We start from the raw sequence: 14,467 nt of genomic DNA, 5'->3' as shown, positions 1-14,467 counted from the left end.
CGTTCTCCGGCGGATGGCGGAGGTCAGCCTCGGGCGGAACGCGGCGGCGCGCATCCGTGCCGGCCGCTATCATGGCTGGGTATGTCGAAACGAGGTGAGAAGTAAGGTATGAGCCTGATCGAGATGATGATTCTCGGATTCCTGTCCGAGAAGACGATGTGCGGCTACGAACTGCGCAAGAAGATGGAGCAGCTGCAGGGCGACATGCGCCGGTTCAGCGACGGCGCCATCTACCCGGCGACCGGCCGTCTCGCCAAGGCCGGTCTCATCTCCGAGCAGACGGACGTGCGCGACGGCCGCCAGCGTCACCTGTTCACGTTGGAGCCGGCCGGCCGTGAGGCGCTCGTCGAGGCGTTGAAGACCGCGGACGGCTTCATCCTCACCGATTTCAACCGTTGGCGCGTCGTGCTCACCTTCCTGTCCGTCGTGCCTGACAAGGCCGACCGGGACGCGGTGCTGCGCCGCCGCTACGACCTGCTGTCCGGCGGCGACGTGCATTTCTTCTACTGTGACGCGGGCAGCGGGCCCGCGTCCACGGTCTTGAGGCCCGCGGCCTCGATGAACGCGGCGACGGACTTCTTGGCCGCGTCGTCGTCGGAGGCGAGCTGGACGACGGTCGGCGCGCCGTCGTTGACGCCGGTGGCCAGGGTCGCGGCGAAGGTCGTGTTGAAGCCCTTGACGACCTTGGACTGGGGCAGTTTGCCGGCCAGCCATTCGGCGGCGGACTTCGCGCCCTCCGGCAGCGCCAGGTCGAAGGTGGTGAAGTCGATCGGGTTGGACACGTCGACGATGGTCTTGCCGGCGAACTGGCCGGCGTAGGCGGCGAGCGTCTCCTCGTAGGCGGGGAACGGCAGGGCGAGCACGACGATGTCGCCGGTGACGGCCTCGCCGAACTTCGCGCCGGCGACGCCGTCGGCGGCCGCCGCGGCCTTGTCCGGGTTGCGGTCGATGACCTGCACGGACGCGCCGGCCTTGACGGCGATGCCCGCCACGGCGGATCCGATGTTGCCCGCGCCGAAAATGGTGATGTTGCTCATGATGGTTTCCTTCCGGTGGTGTTGTTCCGTTGTCGTTCTGCTCGTCGCTGCCGGCGGCGGTGCGGTTGCCGTTCCCGTCGCCCTCGCGTTGGTCATCACTCTATTCGAGGTATAGAGATATTTCAAGCTGAGATATATCGAATCAATGTATGGCTGGTTGTAGAACGGCGGAATTCCGCGGGTGGTGCGCGGGGTGATCGCCGTTCGCCGCCGGCGTGTCGTTTCGAGATATATCGAAGCGAGGTATCATGGTGGGCATGATGAACACGATAGAACTCATGACGTTGGGATTTCTTTCGGAAGGCCCCGCATGCGGCTACAGGCTGCGCAAGAAGATGGAGCAGCTCCAGGGCTACATGCAGGCGGTCTCCGACGGCACGCTGCACGCGGTCACCGGCCGCTTCGTCAAGGCCGGGTACATCGGCGAGACCCACACGGTCGTCAACGGGCGGCGCCTGCGTGAATTCCATCTCGAACCGGCCGGCCGCGAGGCGCTCATCGCCGAGCTCAAGGGCACGAGCGGGTACATGCTCACCAACATCACCAAATGGGCGGTTGTCATGTCGTTCCTGTCCGTCATCCCCGACGAGGCGGACAGGAACGCGGTGCTGCGCCGCCGGCTCGACTCGCTCGCCGAAGCCGACGTGCGCCGCCTCTACAGCGACGGCGAAGGAACCATCGACAACGACAAGGTCGAAGACAGGTACCGTCGCGCCATCATCGCCGTGCACGACGCCGAGATCGACGCCGAACGCGCGTGGCTGGAACGCGAGCTCGGCGTCCGCGGATGATCCGGACACCGAAGCCCATGCGACTCCACGTCACGCGACGAGCATGAACCCGGCGGCCGCGGCGAGCGGAGGGGCGACGACGCTCGCCAGCAGATAGCCGGCCGCGGTGGGGTAGCGGCGCTTGCGGAACAACGTCACCATCTCGTTGATCGCGGTGGAGAACGTCGAGAAACCGCCGAGGAAACCGGTGGCGAGCATCAGCCGCCACGACTCGTCCAGTCCGCCGACGAGCGCCGCCGCGGCGACGAGTCCGGCGAGCAGTCCCGCCAGCAGGTTGATGACGAACGTGGACATCGGGAACGCGCGCGTCCAATACGTCTTGACGGTCGTGTCGAGCAGGTAGCGGCAGGAGGCGCCCAGGCCGCCGGACAGGCAGACGAGCACGGGAAGGAACATGGCCATCGTCACGCCTCCTTCCGCGCGTCGGAGACGGAGCCGGAGGCGACGCCGGACGCGGCGAGACGCCCGCCCGCCCATGCCCCGATCACGGCGCACAGGATGCCGAGCGTGAACGTCACGACGAGATACAGGACGCCGACGCCCGTGTCGCCCGAACGGATCGCGGTGAAGCACTCCAACGCGAGCGTGGACATCGTGGACAGCCCGCCGCACAATCCCATGCCGAGCCCGCGGCTCGCGTACTCCCTGCCTTGCGCGCCGAACCGTGCGGTGAAGCGCGTGGAGCCGGCGAGGAACGCGGTCAGCCCCGCGTACAGGAGGCAGGCGAGCAGGTTGGCGGCCAGGGTACCGGTATGGAAGTCGCCGGCCGCGGGAATCAACGTGAACGTGTAGCGCAGTGTGGTGCCGATCGTGCCGCCGACGAAGACGACGGCGAGGATGTCGGGGTGGATCTGGGGTATGCGATGACCCATGTCGTTGCCTTTCCGGATGCCGCCGCGGTCCGCTGAAGACACGACGGCCCCTAAGGGAGGATCGTGTAGGAACTATCAGCGGTAATGCGGTTCGGAAAACGGGTTTCCGGGCGGGTTCCATCGCCTGCGTGCAAGCCTACTCCACGGCGCGACAATGCGGCGGCATATGCGCAGGGATACCATAAACGGACACCGTGTCGTCCGTTTCGCATAATCAAAACAGACGACACGGTGTCCGTTCAGCGGTTGGCGTCAGCCGAGGTCCCGATCAGCGGCGCCAATGGCGACGATGGCTGATGATGCGCTTGCCTCCGACGCCGGCCTTGCCGTTCGGGCCCCACGGACCGCGCGCCTCGGCCTGCAATTGCCTGAGATGGTGCTTCATGGCGAGGAGCATGATGTGCGTGTCCTCGAGGCCGAGGTGGCGTTCCGCGTCGTCCTCGCGCAGCGCGCCCTGGCGCTTCGCGTACGCGTCGAGGCGGTTGTCGCCGTCGGGATGCTCCTCGCTGGGGATGGAGCCCTCGTCCCACAGGCGGCTCATCGGCAGCGTGTCGATGATGGTCACGTGGCCGTTGCGGTACGCCTCCGCATAGCCCTTCACGTTGAGCATGAAGAAGCTGTGTTCGAACGTGGCCATGTGCGCGACGAACGGCTGCGCGGTCAGGCGCTTGAGCAGGTCGGCCTGCGCTTCGGCGTCCTCGTCGAACATCGGATAGCCGGCGCCGACGCGCTGCTTGATGTCGATGCCGGTCAGCTGGATGATGAACGGGTTGCCGTGGCGCGCCGCCTCGTCGGTCACGCCGAACGAGAACCGGTGCTGGTCGTAGGCGTCGCCGCCCTCGTAGTAGTCCTTGTCGTACTCGTAGCCGGTGGGGGCGTCCGCCGGGCGGGGGGACTTCATGTTCATGTATTCGAAGCCCACGTCGATGATGTACGCGCGGTACGGTTCGGTGCCGTTCGTCTCCAGGTCGATGCCCATCACCTTGTCCACGTCGCGGCCCGGCAGGAACACCTCGCGCCAATAGTCCTTCGGCCGCGCCGCCTCACGGGCCGCCACATGCTCGGCGGCCCGGTGGCGCGACTTCTCGAAGCGCGCCTCGGGCACGGCGGTCTCGTCGCGGTTCACCTGCTCGACCGTCGGCACGGCGGGATTGTCGTCGTTGATGACCGGCTGGCCCTCGATGAGATAGTCGTTGCTGCCCTGGTCGGAGCTCGACTCGATCGGCGCGGACTCGTCCGGGCCCGCCTCGACGGAGCCGTTCCTCACCTCGTCGGCCTCGAACAGCGCGTGCTCGCGGTGCGCCCGCGCCGCCTCGCGCTTGGCGCGGTCCGCCTTGCGGCGTTCGGCGCGCGTGTTGACGATCTCGGCCGTACGGTCCTGGATGTCGTCGACGACCACGCCCTCCCTCGCGGGCGTGAGCACCGGCACGGTGACGCGCTGGCGGTCCTCGTCCTCGACGGTCCACAGGCCTTCGGCGATGCCGCGGTCGCGCAGCAGCGCGATCTGGTCGTTGAGGCGACGGTCCGCGTAGGCGAGCGCGCGCGGCAGGTCGTACGTCTTGATTCTGCGGTCGAAGTCGCGCATGAACGTCATGCTCATCTTCGCGATGACGGCTTCGAGTCGGTCGCGAATCGCGAGATCCTCCTTGAGCAGGTCGTGCACGCTGGACGCGGCGCCCGCCTCGAGGTCCTCGGGGGAGGCCACGCCGATGCCGTGCTCCAGGTCGAGCGAACGCACCCAATCCCAATCGATGTCGTTGTCGTCCGCGTCCTTCAACATGATGTACGACCACTGGCTGATGCTGTCCTTCGCCTCGGTCAGCCACGAGCGGTCGATCGCATATCCACTGTTTTCCATTGTTTCTTTGCTGTTTTCTTCGCTACTCATACTCATTCATACCTGCGGGAGCCTTGTCCCGGCCCCTCCATGGTAGCGCTCACGGCGGTGCTTGTGCGGGAATCGCCGGAAACAATGGGCAAACGGCGGGTGGCGTGGACGGTTCCGTTCCCACCGCCCGCCGTCGCGTCCGTGGAGGATCCCCGCGCTCAGCGCACGCCGCGCATGTCCCGCGGGCGGAACTGGTCGGCCTCGGTGAAGCAGGTGCGATACGTCATCGCCATGATGAGCCCGTCGGCGACGAGCGTCAGCGCGGCGATGGCCGCGAACACGACGAACTGGTATTTCGCGGCCTCCAACGGGTCGCCGCCGGCGATGACCTGGCCGGCCATCATGCCCGGGATCGTGACGATGCCGCAGGAGGCGAGCGTCGCCATCGTCGGCAGCAGTCCGAGCCTGATCGACGAGACGATGGACGGCCGCGCCGCCTCCCACGCGGTCGCACCGAGGGCGAGCATCGTGTCGATCTCGTCGCGCCGCTCGTCCATGCTCTCGTAGAACCGGCTCAGGCCGACGGCGAGCGCGGAGACCGTGTTGCCGAGCAGCATGCCTGTCAGTGGCACGACGAGTTGCGGCGCGTACCACGGGTGGGGGCGCACGACGAGTTCGGTGACGAGCGCGATCATGAGCAGCATCGTGATGGTCAGGCTCAGCAGCACCGGGCCGGCGAGCCCCTTGGGCACGCCTTTGGCGCGCGACAGGGTGATCTGCACGGCGGCGACGAGCATCACGCCGATCGTCGCGAACACGAGGAACACGTTGTCCGCGCGGATCACGTAGCCGACGACGAATCCCATCGCGCACAGCTGCAGGAGCGCCCGGCAGGCGGACCACAGGAGGGAGCGGCCGATGCCCATGCGCATGAGCCCGCTCACGCCGGCTGCGACGGCCACCATCGCCATCGCCACGGCGAGACCCCAGATGTCGATGTCGTACGCGTTGCCGCTCATGCCGTCTCCTTCCCGTCCGTCGCTCCCGTCGCGCGTTCCGCCGCGTCCGCCCATGCGAGCGCGCCGTCGGCCAGCGTGGCGACGCGCGAGGCGCGCCCGTCCGGAGGCCGGTGCCGGATGCGCACGATCGCCATGCCGCGCCCGGCCGCATACGCCATGATCGACGCGACCTTGGCGGCGTTCCCGTCGTCCAGTCCGGCGTCCACCTCGTCGGCGAGCAGCACCTGCGGCCCGGTCAGCAGGGTGCGGGCGAGCGAGACGCGCGCCGCCTGACCGCCGGACAGGTCGTGCGGCCGCCGCGTCAGATCGATGTCCCCGCATCCCATCGCGTCGAGCGTCTCCCGGATGCGCGCGTCCGGCAGCATATCCCGTGCGGCCGCCGCGTCGTCGCGGAACAGGCGGGCGAACCGGCCGACAAGACCGCCCCGCCGGCCGTCGTCCCGCGCGTCGGCGCGCACGGCGAGCGTGAACGGCAGCCGGATCGCATCCGCCACCGTCTCTCCCGGCAGAATCGGCTTCTGCGGCAGGTAGGCGACCTCGCGCCGCCACCGTTGCGGCGTGAACGATCCGGCGTCGCGCCCATCCAGCGCGAACGAGCCCGACGCATGCGGATTGAGGCGCGCGAACGCCGTCAGCAGACTGCTTTTGCCCGAACCAGACGGGCCCACCAGATCGACGATCTCGCCGCGGCCGATCGCGAACGACAAGCCGGCGAAGACCGTCCGGTCGCCGTCCGGCGACGGCACCGTGCACGACACCCGTTCCGCGGTGAAGAGAGGGGAATCACATCGCATACCGCGCACGATAACGCCGCGGGCGCCGCCGGGCCAACCGCCGCCGCGTTTCTTAGCGGTTCCTAAGCCGGCCGGCGGTCTGATATAACCGTAAGAGAATCCCCGATTCCCTATGAGGTGAGATGCGCATGGACATGACGACGCACGCGACGGCGACACCGGAGACGCCAAGACCGGAGACGCCAAGACCGACGGCGGCCGCATCCCCGGAACGACTGCTCCTGCCCGCCGTCCTCCTCATCGAGGACGACCCGAACCTCGGCGCCATGACCGCCGAGATGCTCGCCGCCGACTACCGGACCGACTGGGCGCAATCGGTCGGCGAGGCGAACCGGCTCATGGCGGGCGCGCGATACGACGCGCTCATCGTCGACCGTCGGCTGCCCGACGGCGACGGGCTCGACCTCATCCGCATGCTGCGCGGCACCGGCGTCACCACGCCCGCGCTCATCCTCACCGCGCTCGCCGAAGTCGACGACATCGTCGAAGGCCTCGATGCCGGCGCCAACGACTACCTGACCAAACCGTTCCATTTCGTCGAACTCGAAGCGCGCCTGCGCGCCCTCCTGCGCGGCTTCCACGCGCAGGCCAACGGCGTGATGGTCGGCGACTGGCTGCTCAAACCCGATGCCAACGTCATCGAGGACCCGGACGGGCGGGCCGTGCCGCTCACCGACGTCGAGACGAAGCTGCTCGCCATGCTCGCCACCTCGCCCGACCACGTGTTCACCCGCGAGGAGCTGCTCGCCGGCGCGTTCTCGCCCGGCAGCGACCTCGGCGCCGTCGACGTGTACGTCTCCTACGTGCGCGGCAAGACCACGCGCCGCATCATCGACACCGTGCGCGGGCGCGGCTACCGCATCGGAACACCGGAAGGATGAGAACCATGCCATCGGACAAGGGACGCGCGCGGCTCATCAGCCTGCGCATGACCATCGCCATGGCCGCCATCACCGCGATCGGCGGCATCCTCTTCACGCTCGGCGTGCTGCTCGGCTCGCGCCACGAAATCACCGAACGGGGCCTCGACCCCGACGCCATGAGCGTCACCCGGCAGTTCGGCTCCGGCATGATGGTCATCGACACGAGGAAAGCCGTCGCGTTCACCCTCCTGTTCGTCGTCGGCGTGATCGCCGCGGTCGCCGTCGTCGGACGCTACTACGCGCGCAAGGAGGTCGAACCGCTCGAACGCGCGTTCGAACTCCAGAAGGACTTCGTCGCCGACGCCAGCCACGAGCTCAAGACGCCGCTCGCCGTGATCGCCACGCGCATCGACCTCATCGACTTCCGCCGCGCCCACGGTGGCGACATCGACGGGCCGATCGCAGCATTGCGCGGCGACGTCGACCGCATGACCGCCATCATCACCGACCTGCTCGTCGCCGCGCGCGGCGCCGTCAACGCCGAACCCGTCATGCTCGCCGACGTGGCCGACCAGTCCGTCGAGGAGGTGCGACCGCTCGCCGAGACGCGCGGCGTGAACCTCGACGTGCGCGTCGACGGGGAACGCGGCCGGCTCGTCGTGCGTGGCAACGCGATCGGACTGTCCCGATGCCTCGTCGCCGTGCTCGACAACGCCATCGCCCACTCGCCCGATGGCGCGAAGGTCACGATCTCGACCGGATACCTGCACGGCGGGCGGGCCGTCGTGCGCGTCACCGACCACGGTGGCGGCATCGGCGACGACCCGGAACGCCTGTTCCGCCGGTTCGCCCGCGACGACGACGGCACCGCGCACCAGGGCTACGGTCTGGGCCTCGCGCTCGCCCGCGACGTGGCGACCCGGTACGGCGGCGAACTCGACGTGGAATCCACGTCGCCAGCCGGCACCACGATGCGCCTCACCCTGCCGCTCCTGGACGGGGAGGAATGACGTCCGGCGGCCTTCCCGGTGTCACAGGTCGCGCACCGCGCCGATGAACAACGGCACGCCGTCCGGCGTGGCCAATTCGTAGAGGAACGGCCGGTCCACGTCGAACGTGACCTCGTCGTCGATGGGCGCCCCGGCCGTCTCCACCTGGATCTGCGTGAACGCGGCCGCTTTCGCGCCCTTCTCGTGCACATCGATGCGCGTGCCTTGGATGATCTCGCCGATGAACGGATTCCCCGGCAGCCCGTCCGGCTCCATCATCCCGGAGAAATCCGCCGTACTCGACGAGAACGCGTCCGTCACGCCCAACGTCCGGAGCGTCTTCTCGGCGCTCTCCGGGGAGAACGCGTTCTCGATGGAGAAGCGCGGCAGCTTCAGGTCCACGCTTGTCGTCGCGGCCGTCACCTCCGGGACGGCGTTCCCGGCGGCGTCGGTTCCGGCCTTCGCGCCGCAGGTGGGCGCGTCGCCGCCGGTCTCGCGCGCGGAGCACGTGGACATCGCCCATTCCAGCCGCGCCGAGTCGGAAGCGAACTCGTCGAACCGTCCCTCGGCGGGCAGCAGCACTGTCAGCGCGCCGCCGTTGTCGAACGGGATGGAGACGCGCCGCCACGAGCCGTCCGCCGCCTCCGCATAGCCCATCGAATCGAACGTATGCGCCATCATCGGCACCACATGCTCGCGGGATGCGCCGTGGAACGTCCGGTCCTTGGTGTTCGTCTCCTCGAACGGTGTCTCCCAGCGGCCGTCCGCGTAGACGGTGTCGATGAGCGTCATCATCGTGTCGGCGTTCAACCGGATGTCCGGTTTGAGCATGCCGTGGGTGTTGTCCTCGATCCATTCGGACATGCGCTTCTCGGCGCGCGCGTCGAACGTGAGGGATTCCACGTCGGCGTCGAACCTTTCCTGCGCGGCACGCCGGAACGAATCCTTGAGCGTGTAGCGGCCATCCACCCACATGGAGTCGTGCACGTCCATCACGGACCGCGCATCGTCGTACCGGCCGTTGACCGACGAGCGCAGCGACATGTAGTCCCCGTCGCCGAGACCCTTGGCCCCGAGCGTCTCGTCCAATTGCGTGCGCGTCGCGCCGCCGGCGCCCTGCGCGGCGAGCGCGAGCGCCATCCACATCGACGTGGGGGAGTAGTTGACGTTGCCGTCGTCGTCGCCGTTCGCCGCGTCGAGGAACCCGGGCGCGGAACGGTAGGCGAACCCGGTGACGGCGTCGATCGCGGTCTGCGTCGCCGGCGAGGCCGGTTTCCTGCGCATGAGCGCGACGGTTCGGGCGCCGTCTCCCAGCGTCCACCAGACGGTCCCGCCTCCGCCGATCGCGATGACCGCCGCCAGCAGCGCGGCGAGGATGATGCGGACGCGTTTCGCGCGGCGCGGGGACCGGGATGTGTGTGAGGCGCGTGACGAGCCTTCGACCGGCGCGGTCGGCGCGGACGTCGTGACGGTTGTTGATGGTGTCGTGTCATGGTCTCGCGTGGACATGGCGATCTCCCTCGATCCGTCGATGCTGCTCGCGTTACCTCCCGCGATACCGCCATCGTATCAGCGGGCGTCACCCGCTTCCGTCGTCTCCCGTGCGGATGCGTTTCGCTCCACGTCGGCGAGCTCGGCGATGCGGTCCACGAACGCGGCGACGGTTGGCGTGGGGTCGGTCGGGTAGAGCAGACCGTACTGCATGCCGACCGGTTCGGGCCAGTCCACGGCCACGTTGACGAGCTGCGGGTGCACGTCGGCCCACATCGGTTTGGAGATGAGCAGGTCGCCGGTCCGGGCGCACTCGTTGAACACGTCCAGATCGTAATGGTCGATGTCGGCCAGTTCGATGCCGCCGGCGCGTTCGAACAGGTCGCGTGCGACGTCGTCCGTGCCGTTGCCGCGCGGCAGCATGCGTATGCGCGTGCCGGCGAGGTCGTCGAGCGTCACCCTGGCGCGGCGGGCGAGCGCATGGCCGCGCGGCACGGCCAGACACAACGGTTCGTAGGACAATGCCAGCGTCCCGCATACGCCGGTCCAATGATCGGGTGCGAACGCGGTGGCGATCACGTCGATCGTGCCGCCGAGCCGGGCGATGATGTCGGTGATGGACGTGCTGCCGTCCGGCAGGGAGACGAGTTCGAGGCGGATGCCCGCGGTGCGGCCGGCGTCATGCTGCCACAGGTCGAGGATGCGTCTTCCCGGACGCAGCATGGAGATGCCGAGCCGCACCGGCACGGTGTCCGGGCTGGCGCGCCGCCGCGCCCTGCGGATGATCTCGTCCGACCGGCGGATCAGATCGCGCGCCCCCTCCACGAGCTCCGCACCGGCCGGCGTGGGGGTCACGCCGCCGTGCGAGCGGATGAACAAGGTGAGCCCGTATTCCGTTTCGAACGTGTTGACCTGTTTGGCGACCGCCGGCGTCGAGATGTGCAGGAGGCGCCCCGCCTTCGCGAAACTGCCCGTCTCCGCCGCCGCCACGATCGCGTCCAACCGTCTGTCGTACATCGTCGTCCTTTCCGTCCGTCCGGACGTTTCATCTGCGCCCCCTTCAGGGGGAGCTGCCGGCGAAGCCGGCTGAGGGGGTGGGCGTGAACCCATGGTTCATGCGATATGAACCATAATCACTCACATTCCAACGTTCCCAACATCCCACGCGCCGTACCATATCCTACGCGATAACCGATATGACATTCCGATCCATAGCGTAAGGAGAGCACGACGACCACTTCATCGACCGTTTCATCGGCCCCGGCGACGGCTTCGTCGTCGACGGTCCCGTCCGACCGCACGCGGGCCATCGTCCGTTCCGCGCCGTTCGCCACGGCGGCGGCGTCCATCGCCTCGTTCCTTGTCGGCATGGACGTGCTCATCGTCAACGTGGCGCTGCCCACCATCAGCCGTGACCTCGGCGGCGACATGGCCGTCCAGCAGTGGGTGGTCGACGGCTACAGCCTCCTATTCGCCGCGCTCCTCCTCCTGTGCGGCAACCTCGCCGACCGGTGGGGCGCCAGACGCGTGTTCGTCTGCGGGGCCGCGCTGTTCGCCGCCGCATCCCTGTTCAGCTCGTTCGCATGGTCGATGGGTGCGCTCGTCCTCGGCCGATGCCTGCTCGGCGTGGCGTCCGCCCTGATTCTGCCTGCCTCCATGGCGCTCATCAACGAGACGAACCCCGATCCGAAGCGGCGCGCCTGGGCGCTCGCCCTGTGGGGTGCGGGCGGCGCGAGCGCGTCCGCCGTGGGGCCGCTGCTCGGGGGACTCCTCACGCCAATCCACTGGAGCCTCGTGTTCGCGGTCAACGTGCCGTTCTGCCTGCTGGTCCTCGGCCTGTGCACGCGCGTCACGCCCTCGCCTCGCCGCGCCAAACGGTTCGACTGGGTGGGGCAGGCGCTCGCATTGTCCGGCCTCGTCGCCCTCATCGCCGGCGTCATCGAAATCGGCGCCCTCGGCATCGCCTCGCCAGCCGCGTGGACGCTCGTCGGCGTCGGCGCGATCCTGCTCGTCGCGTTCGTCCGCTCCCAGGCGAAGGTGCGCACGCCCATGATGCCGTTGGGACTGTTCCACGTGCGCGGCATGCAGGTCGCGCTGCTCATCGGATTCGTCATGATCTTCAACTGGTACGGCATGGTGTTCATCTGCACGCTGTTCCTGCAGAACGGGCTCGGCTTGGGCGCCTTCGCCGCCGGACTCGTGTTTGTGCCGTCCGCGTTCGTCACCATCGCCGGCAACCTCGCCGGCGGCCGCATCATCACCGCACGCGGATCGAAGTTCTCGATCACGCTGGGGCTCGCGATCATGATCGCCGGATTCCTGTTCGAATTCTGCTACCCGTCGCCGATTCCCGTATGGGCGATCGCCACGGGGCTGAGCGTCGTCGGATTCGGCGCGGCCATCACCACGCCGGCGGCTGCGGGCGTGGTGCTCAAGAGCGTCGACCCCGCGCAGGCCGGCATCGCCTCCGCCATGTTCAACACGTTCCGCCAGGTCGGCGGCGCGGTCGGCGTGGCCGTGTTCGGCGTCAACGCCACGTTCCTGCCCTCGCTCACCATGGCCCTGCGCGCCGTGTTCCTCGCCTCCGCCCTCCTGCTCGCCCTCATCCTCGCCTTCGAACTCCTACGCTGGCGCGACCGCTGACGCGCGTCAGGGGCGTCGCGCTGCACCGCGTCAGCGGGAACCGTCGAGCAGCCCCATAAGAGCGGTCGGGGTGATACAAATCTCCGGGAAGTGTTCGATGAGCTGCCGGTCCGATGTCACCACATGACGGCTTCCCGCATGCTGTGCGGCGGCGATAATGAGATCGTCCTCGAAATCGTCGTGCCGTGCGCGAAGAGCGAGGGCGGCGTCGCACGTCTCCCGACCGACGGCCGCGACATCGCATAGCGCACGAGCCTGCTCGACGCAATGCCATGGTATCCGCCGGATGAGCATGCGAATCGTCCCGTCCTCGAGCGGGGATTCCTCCGCACCCTCCTTGGATGGGGAGGAATCCTCTCCTGTATGCCGGATCGTCGCGAATTCCCGTCGAAGGGTCGCCTCGGCGACATAGGCGATGTCCTTCAATGATGTCGCCGCGCACCGCAGGACGACGTCATGCCGGACGCAGGCCCTGAGCATGGCCGTCGCCTGCTCGGACCTGTTCCGGCGCATGAGGTGATCCAGCAGCACGTTGGTGTCGAGAAAAACATCGCGCGGCGGGTCCGGTGTGACGGCATGTCCGGAGAGCCGGGTGTTTTCGATGGAAGCGGGGGAGGCCGACATCATTCACTCCTCTCCATGGCGAGATAGTCGTCAAGCATCTGGTCGTACATGGCGTCACGAATCTGCTTGGACGTCATACCGCCGAACGCGGATGCGAACGGGTCTGCGGGCCCGTCGGCCACGCCGGCCGCCGCCAGCTCCCGTTGCAGACATCCGGCGGAATCCTCGACGATCGTCATCCTCCGCCGGCGTTCCTCCTCGCGCGCCCGCTCCTCGGCCGAAGTCTCCAACCGGGGAACCTGCCGCCTATCGGCGATATACGCCCACAGCGACCGGACCACGTCGCTCGCCGAAACGCCGCTCCCGCGCAGCACGGCATCGACGTCGTCCTTCAGCTGTGCGTCGATGCGCACATTCATCTGCACCGTCGCCATGGGTGAGCTCCTTCCGTAGGCTCGCATGTTGCTATACAGTATAGCAATATGCGGTGAAGGGTCTTCGGAATGCTCATATCCACGTGTCATACGTCATACAATGGCGCATGAAATCCGTATGACTAGACATGCGTCCGCAAGGGACTCATGGAGGAGGTTCGACGATGAGCAAGGGGATCGACGACATCAGGACGGTGGCGAACGTGGGCACGGGCACGATGGGGCATGCCATCGCGCTCCAGTTCGCGCTCGCCGGATACGAGACGCGACTGGTCGGCCGCAGTGACAAGTCGCTGGACCGTGCGACGACGAACATCCGCCGGGACGCGACGGCGTTCGCCGACGCGGGACTGCTCAAGCCCGGTGAGACCGTCGACGACGTGCTCGCCCGCATCACGCCGGTCGTCGGCTACGAGCGGGGCGTCGCCGGCGCGGACTTCGTCATCGAATCCGTGGCCGAGAACCTCGACGTCAAGAAATCCGTGTGGGCCGAGGTGGAACGGTTCGCGCCCGAGGACGCGATCTTCGCGACCAACACGTCCGGCCTGAGCCCGACGGCCATCGCCTCGGCGCTGGCACGTCCCGAGCGTTTCGTCGTCGCCCACTTCTGGAACCCCGCCCAGCTCATGCCGCTCGTCGAGGTCGTGCCGGGGGAGAAGACCACGAAGGAAGTGGTCGACACGACATTCGACCTCATGACGCGCATCGGCAAGAAGCCGGCCCGGCTCAACAAGGAGTCGCTCGGCTTCATCGGCAACCGTCTCCAGATGGCCGTGCTGCGCGAGGAGTTCCACATCATCCAGGAGGGCATCGCCGACGCCGCCACCGTCGACGACGTGATGAAATACAGTCTCGGCCGCCGCTGGAACCTCGTCGGCCCGGTCGCCAGCATCGACCTGGGCGGGCTCGACGTGTTCTACAACATCAGCACCTACCTGTTCGACGACATGGACAACGGCACCGGGCCGAGCCCGCTGCTCGCCGAGAAGGTCAAGGCCGGCGACCTCGGCGCCAAGACCGGCAGGGGATTCTTCTCCTGGCAGGGCGAGGACGGCAGACGCGTCATCGCGCAACGCGACCAGGTGCTGCTGCGCGCGTTGAAGGACGACGCGGCGGAGGGCCGCTGAGAATAGCGCTCGGCT

The 14,467-nt window shown here is 67.9% G+C and carries 16 protein-coding genes, 1 pseudogene and 1 riboswitch; of the genes and pseudogenes, 6 read left to right on the top strand and 11 right to left on the bottom strand.

Annotated features, from left to right (window positions below; genetic code table 11):
* Positions 1-108 precede the first annotated feature (108 nt).
* Positions 109-285, top strand: a pseudogene (locus BSTEL_RS12950) (PadR family transcriptional regulator); the annotation flags it as partial.
* 218 nt (positions 286-503) lie between these two features.
* Here BSTEL_RS12950 and BSTEL_RS12730 read toward each other — a convergent pair.
* Positions 504-1,133, bottom strand: coding sequence for an NADPH-dependent F420 reductase (locus BSTEL_RS12730; RefSeq protein WP_084686145.1), 630 nt, complete (start codon positions 1,131-1,133; stop codon positions 504-506).
* A 161-nt stretch (positions 1,134-1,294) separates the two neighbouring features.
* On the opposite strand from BSTEL_RS12730, the gene BSTEL_RS06360 reads away from it, so the two are divergent.
* On the top strand, positions 1,295-1,828 hold the full coding sequence (locus BSTEL_RS06360) for a PadR family transcriptional regulator (protein WP_238567641.1): 534 nt from the start codon (positions 1,295-1,297) through the stop codon (positions 1,826-1,828).
* A gap of 30 nt (positions 1,829-1,858) precedes the next feature.
* On the opposite strand, the gene BSTEL_RS06355 is transcribed toward BSTEL_RS06360, so the two are convergent.
* The 5 genes from BSTEL_RS06355 to BSTEL_RS06335 form a co-directional block, all read right to left on the bottom strand.
* Positions 1,859-2,230 (bottom strand): fluoride efflux transporter FluC, encoded by a 372-nt coding sequence (locus BSTEL_RS06355; protein WP_034528399.1) that lies wholly within the window; start codon positions 2,228-2,230, stop codon positions 1,859-1,861.
* A 2-nt stretch (positions 2,231-2,232) separates the two neighbouring features.
* Positions 2,233-2,700: a CrcB family protein gene (locus BSTEL_RS06350; RefSeq protein WP_051922899.1), complete on the bottom strand. Its 468-nt coding sequence runs from the start codon at positions 2,698-2,700 to the stop codon at positions 2,233-2,235.
* Positions 2,701-2,759: 59 nt separating this feature from the next.
* Positions 2,760-2,834, bottom strand: a riboswitch (Fluoride riboswitch).
* A 134-nt stretch (positions 2,835-2,968) separates the two neighbouring features.
* The gene (locus tag BSTEL_RS06345; RefSeq protein ID WP_034528397.1) at positions 2,969-4,558 is read right to left on the bottom strand and encodes a PolC-type DNA polymerase III domain-containing protein; all 1,590 of its coding nucleotides are present in this window, start codon (positions 4,556-4,558) and stop codon (positions 2,969-2,971) included.
* A gap of 188 nt (positions 4,559-4,746) precedes the next feature.
* Positions 4,747-5,547, bottom strand: coding sequence for an ABC transporter permease (locus BSTEL_RS06340; protein WP_034528395.1), 801 nt, complete (start codon positions 5,545-5,547; stop codon positions 4,747-4,749).
* Entirely contained in the window at positions 5,544-6,341 is a 798-nt protein-coding gene (locus BSTEL_RS06335) for an ABC transporter ATP-binding protein (RefSeq protein WP_034528393.1), read from the bottom strand. The genes BSTEL_RS06340 and BSTEL_RS06335 overlap by 4 nt, the downstream gene beginning before the upstream one ends.
* A 128-nt stretch (positions 6,342-6,469) precedes the next feature.
* On the opposite strand from BSTEL_RS06335, the gene BSTEL_RS06330 reads away from it, so the two are divergent.
* Both BSTEL_RS06330 and BSTEL_RS06325 read left to right on the top strand, forming a co-directional pair.
* Entirely contained in the window at positions 6,470-7,222 is a 753-nt protein-coding gene (locus tag BSTEL_RS06330; RefSeq protein ID WP_202962073.1) for a response regulator transcription factor, read from the top strand.
* A gap of 5 nt (positions 7,223-7,227) precedes the next feature.
* The gene (locus BSTEL_RS06325) at positions 7,228-8,214 is read left to right on the top strand and encodes a sensor histidine kinase (protein WP_051922898.1); all 987 of its coding nucleotides are present in this window, start codon (positions 7,228-7,230) and stop codon (positions 8,212-8,214) included.
* A 21-nt stretch (positions 8,215-8,235) separates the two neighbouring features.
* Here the strand turns inward: BSTEL_RS06325 and BSTEL_RS06320 are convergent, their stop codons facing one another.
* From BSTEL_RS06320 to BSTEL_RS06310, 3 genes are all read right to left on the bottom strand, one after another.
* The gene (locus BSTEL_RS06320) at positions 8,236-9,702 is read right to left on the bottom strand and encodes a serpin family protein (protein WP_051922897.1); all 1,467 of its coding nucleotides are present in this window, start codon (positions 9,700-9,702) and stop codon (positions 8,236-8,238) included.
* Between the two features lie 60 nt (positions 9,703-9,762).
* Positions 9,763-10,701: a LysR family transcriptional regulator gene (locus BSTEL_RS11425; protein ID WP_051922896.1), complete on the bottom strand. Its 939-nt coding sequence runs from the start codon at positions 10,699-10,701 to the stop codon at positions 9,763-9,765.
* A gap of 116 nt (positions 10,702-10,817) precedes the next feature.
* Complete coding sequence (locus BSTEL_RS06310) at positions 10,818-11,033, bottom strand: hypothetical protein (protein ID WP_034528391.1); 216 nt, start codon at positions 11,031-11,033, stop codon at positions 10,818-10,820.
* On the opposite strand from BSTEL_RS06310, the gene BSTEL_RS06305 reads away from it, so the two are divergent.
* The gene (locus BSTEL_RS06305; protein ID WP_156963190.1) at positions 10,993-12,327 is read left to right on the top strand and encodes an MFS transporter; all 1,335 of its coding nucleotides are present in this window, start codon (positions 10,993-10,995) and stop codon (positions 12,325-12,327) included. The two genes, BSTEL_RS06310 and BSTEL_RS06305, sit on opposite strands and share 41 nt — an antisense overlap.
* A gap of 30 nt (positions 12,328-12,357) precedes the next feature.
* Here BSTEL_RS06305 and BSTEL_RS06300 read toward each other — a convergent pair whose 3' ends face one another.
* The gene (locus tag BSTEL_RS06300; RefSeq protein ID WP_051922894.1) at positions 12,358-12,954 is read right to left on the bottom strand and encodes a PIN domain-containing protein; all 597 of its coding nucleotides are present in this window, start codon (positions 12,952-12,954) and stop codon (positions 12,358-12,360) included.
* Positions 12,951-13,325: a type II toxin-antitoxin system RelB/DinJ family antitoxin gene (locus BSTEL_RS06295; RefSeq protein WP_034528389.1), complete on the bottom strand. Its 375-nt coding sequence runs from the start codon at positions 13,323-13,325 to the stop codon at positions 12,951-12,953. Before BSTEL_RS06295 ends, BSTEL_RS06300 begins: the two co-directional genes overlap by 4 nt.
* Before the next feature lie 164 nt (positions 13,326-13,489).
* Between BSTEL_RS06295 and BSTEL_RS06290 the strand changes: the two genes are divergently transcribed.
* Positions 13,490-14,452, top strand: coding sequence for a 3-hydroxyacyl-CoA dehydrogenase family protein (locus tag BSTEL_RS06290; RefSeq protein ID WP_034528382.1), 963 nt, complete (start codon positions 13,490-13,492; stop codon positions 14,450-14,452).
* The last annotated feature ends 15 nt before the right edge of the window (positions 14,453-14,467 follow it).

Source organism: Bifidobacterium stellenboschense (assembly GCF_000741785.1).
Lineage (GTDB): Bacteria > Actinomycetota > Actinomycetes > Actinomycetales > Bifidobacteriaceae > Bifidobacterium > Bifidobacterium stellenboschense.
Note: the sequence above shows the minus strand (reverse complement) of the source record. Positions and strands in the feature narration are given on the sequence as shown.

Coding starts and splice junctions, on each gene's coding strand:
- BSTEL_RS06345 (WP_034528397.1), bottom strand. CDS start 4,558: ATGGAAAACAGTGGATATGCGATCGACCGCTCGTGGCTGACCGAGGCG.
- BSTEL_RS06335 (WP_034528393.1), bottom strand. CDS start 6,341: ATGCGATGTGATTCCCCTCTCTTCACCGCGGAACGGGTGTCGTGCACG.
- BSTEL_RS06355 (WP_034528399.1), bottom strand. CDS start 2,230: ATGGCCATGTTCCTTCCCGTGCTCGTCTGCCTGTCCGGCGGCCTGGGC.
- BSTEL_RS06325 (WP_051922898.1), top strand. CDS start 7,228: ATGCCATCGGACAAGGGACGCGCGCGGCTCATCAGCCTGCGCATGACC.
- BSTEL_RS11425 (WP_051922896.1), bottom strand. CDS start 10,701: ATGTACGACAGACGGTTGGACGCGATCGTGGCGGCGGCGGAGACGGGC.
- BSTEL_RS06310 (WP_034528391.1), bottom strand. CDS start 11,033: ATGGACGCCGCCGCCGTGGCGAACGGCGCGGAACGGACGATGGCCCGC.
- BSTEL_RS06350 (WP_051922899.1), bottom strand. CDS start 2,700: ATGGGTCATCGCATACCCCAGATCCACCCCGACATCCTCGCCGTCGTC.
- BSTEL_RS06320 (WP_051922897.1), bottom strand. CDS start 9,702: ATGTCCACGCGAGACCATGACACGACACCATCAACAACCGTCACGACG.
- BSTEL_RS06340 (WP_034528395.1), bottom strand. CDS start 5,547: ATGAGCGGCAACGCGTACGACATCGACATCTGGGGTCTCGCCGTGGCG.
- BSTEL_RS12730 (WP_084686145.1), bottom strand. CDS start 1,133: ATGACCAACGCGAGGGCGACGGGAACGGCAACCGCACCGCCGCCGGCA.
- BSTEL_RS06300 (WP_051922894.1), bottom strand. CDS start 12,954: ATGATGTCGGCCTCCCCCGCTTCCATCGAAAACACCCGGCTCTCCGGA.
- BSTEL_RS06330 (WP_202962073.1), top strand. CDS start 6,470: ATGGACATGACGACGCACGCGACGGCGACACCGGAGACGCCAAGACCG.
- BSTEL_RS06360 (WP_238567641.1), top strand. CDS start 1,295: ATGATGAACACGATAGAACTCATGACGTTGGGATTTCTTTCGGAAGGC.
- BSTEL_RS06290 (WP_034528382.1), top strand. CDS start 13,490: ATGAGCAAGGGGATCGACGACATCAGGACGGTGGCGAACGTGGGCACG.
- BSTEL_RS06295 (WP_034528389.1), bottom strand. CDS start 13,325: ATGGCGACGGTGCAGATGAATGTGCGCATCGACGCACAGCTGAAGGAC.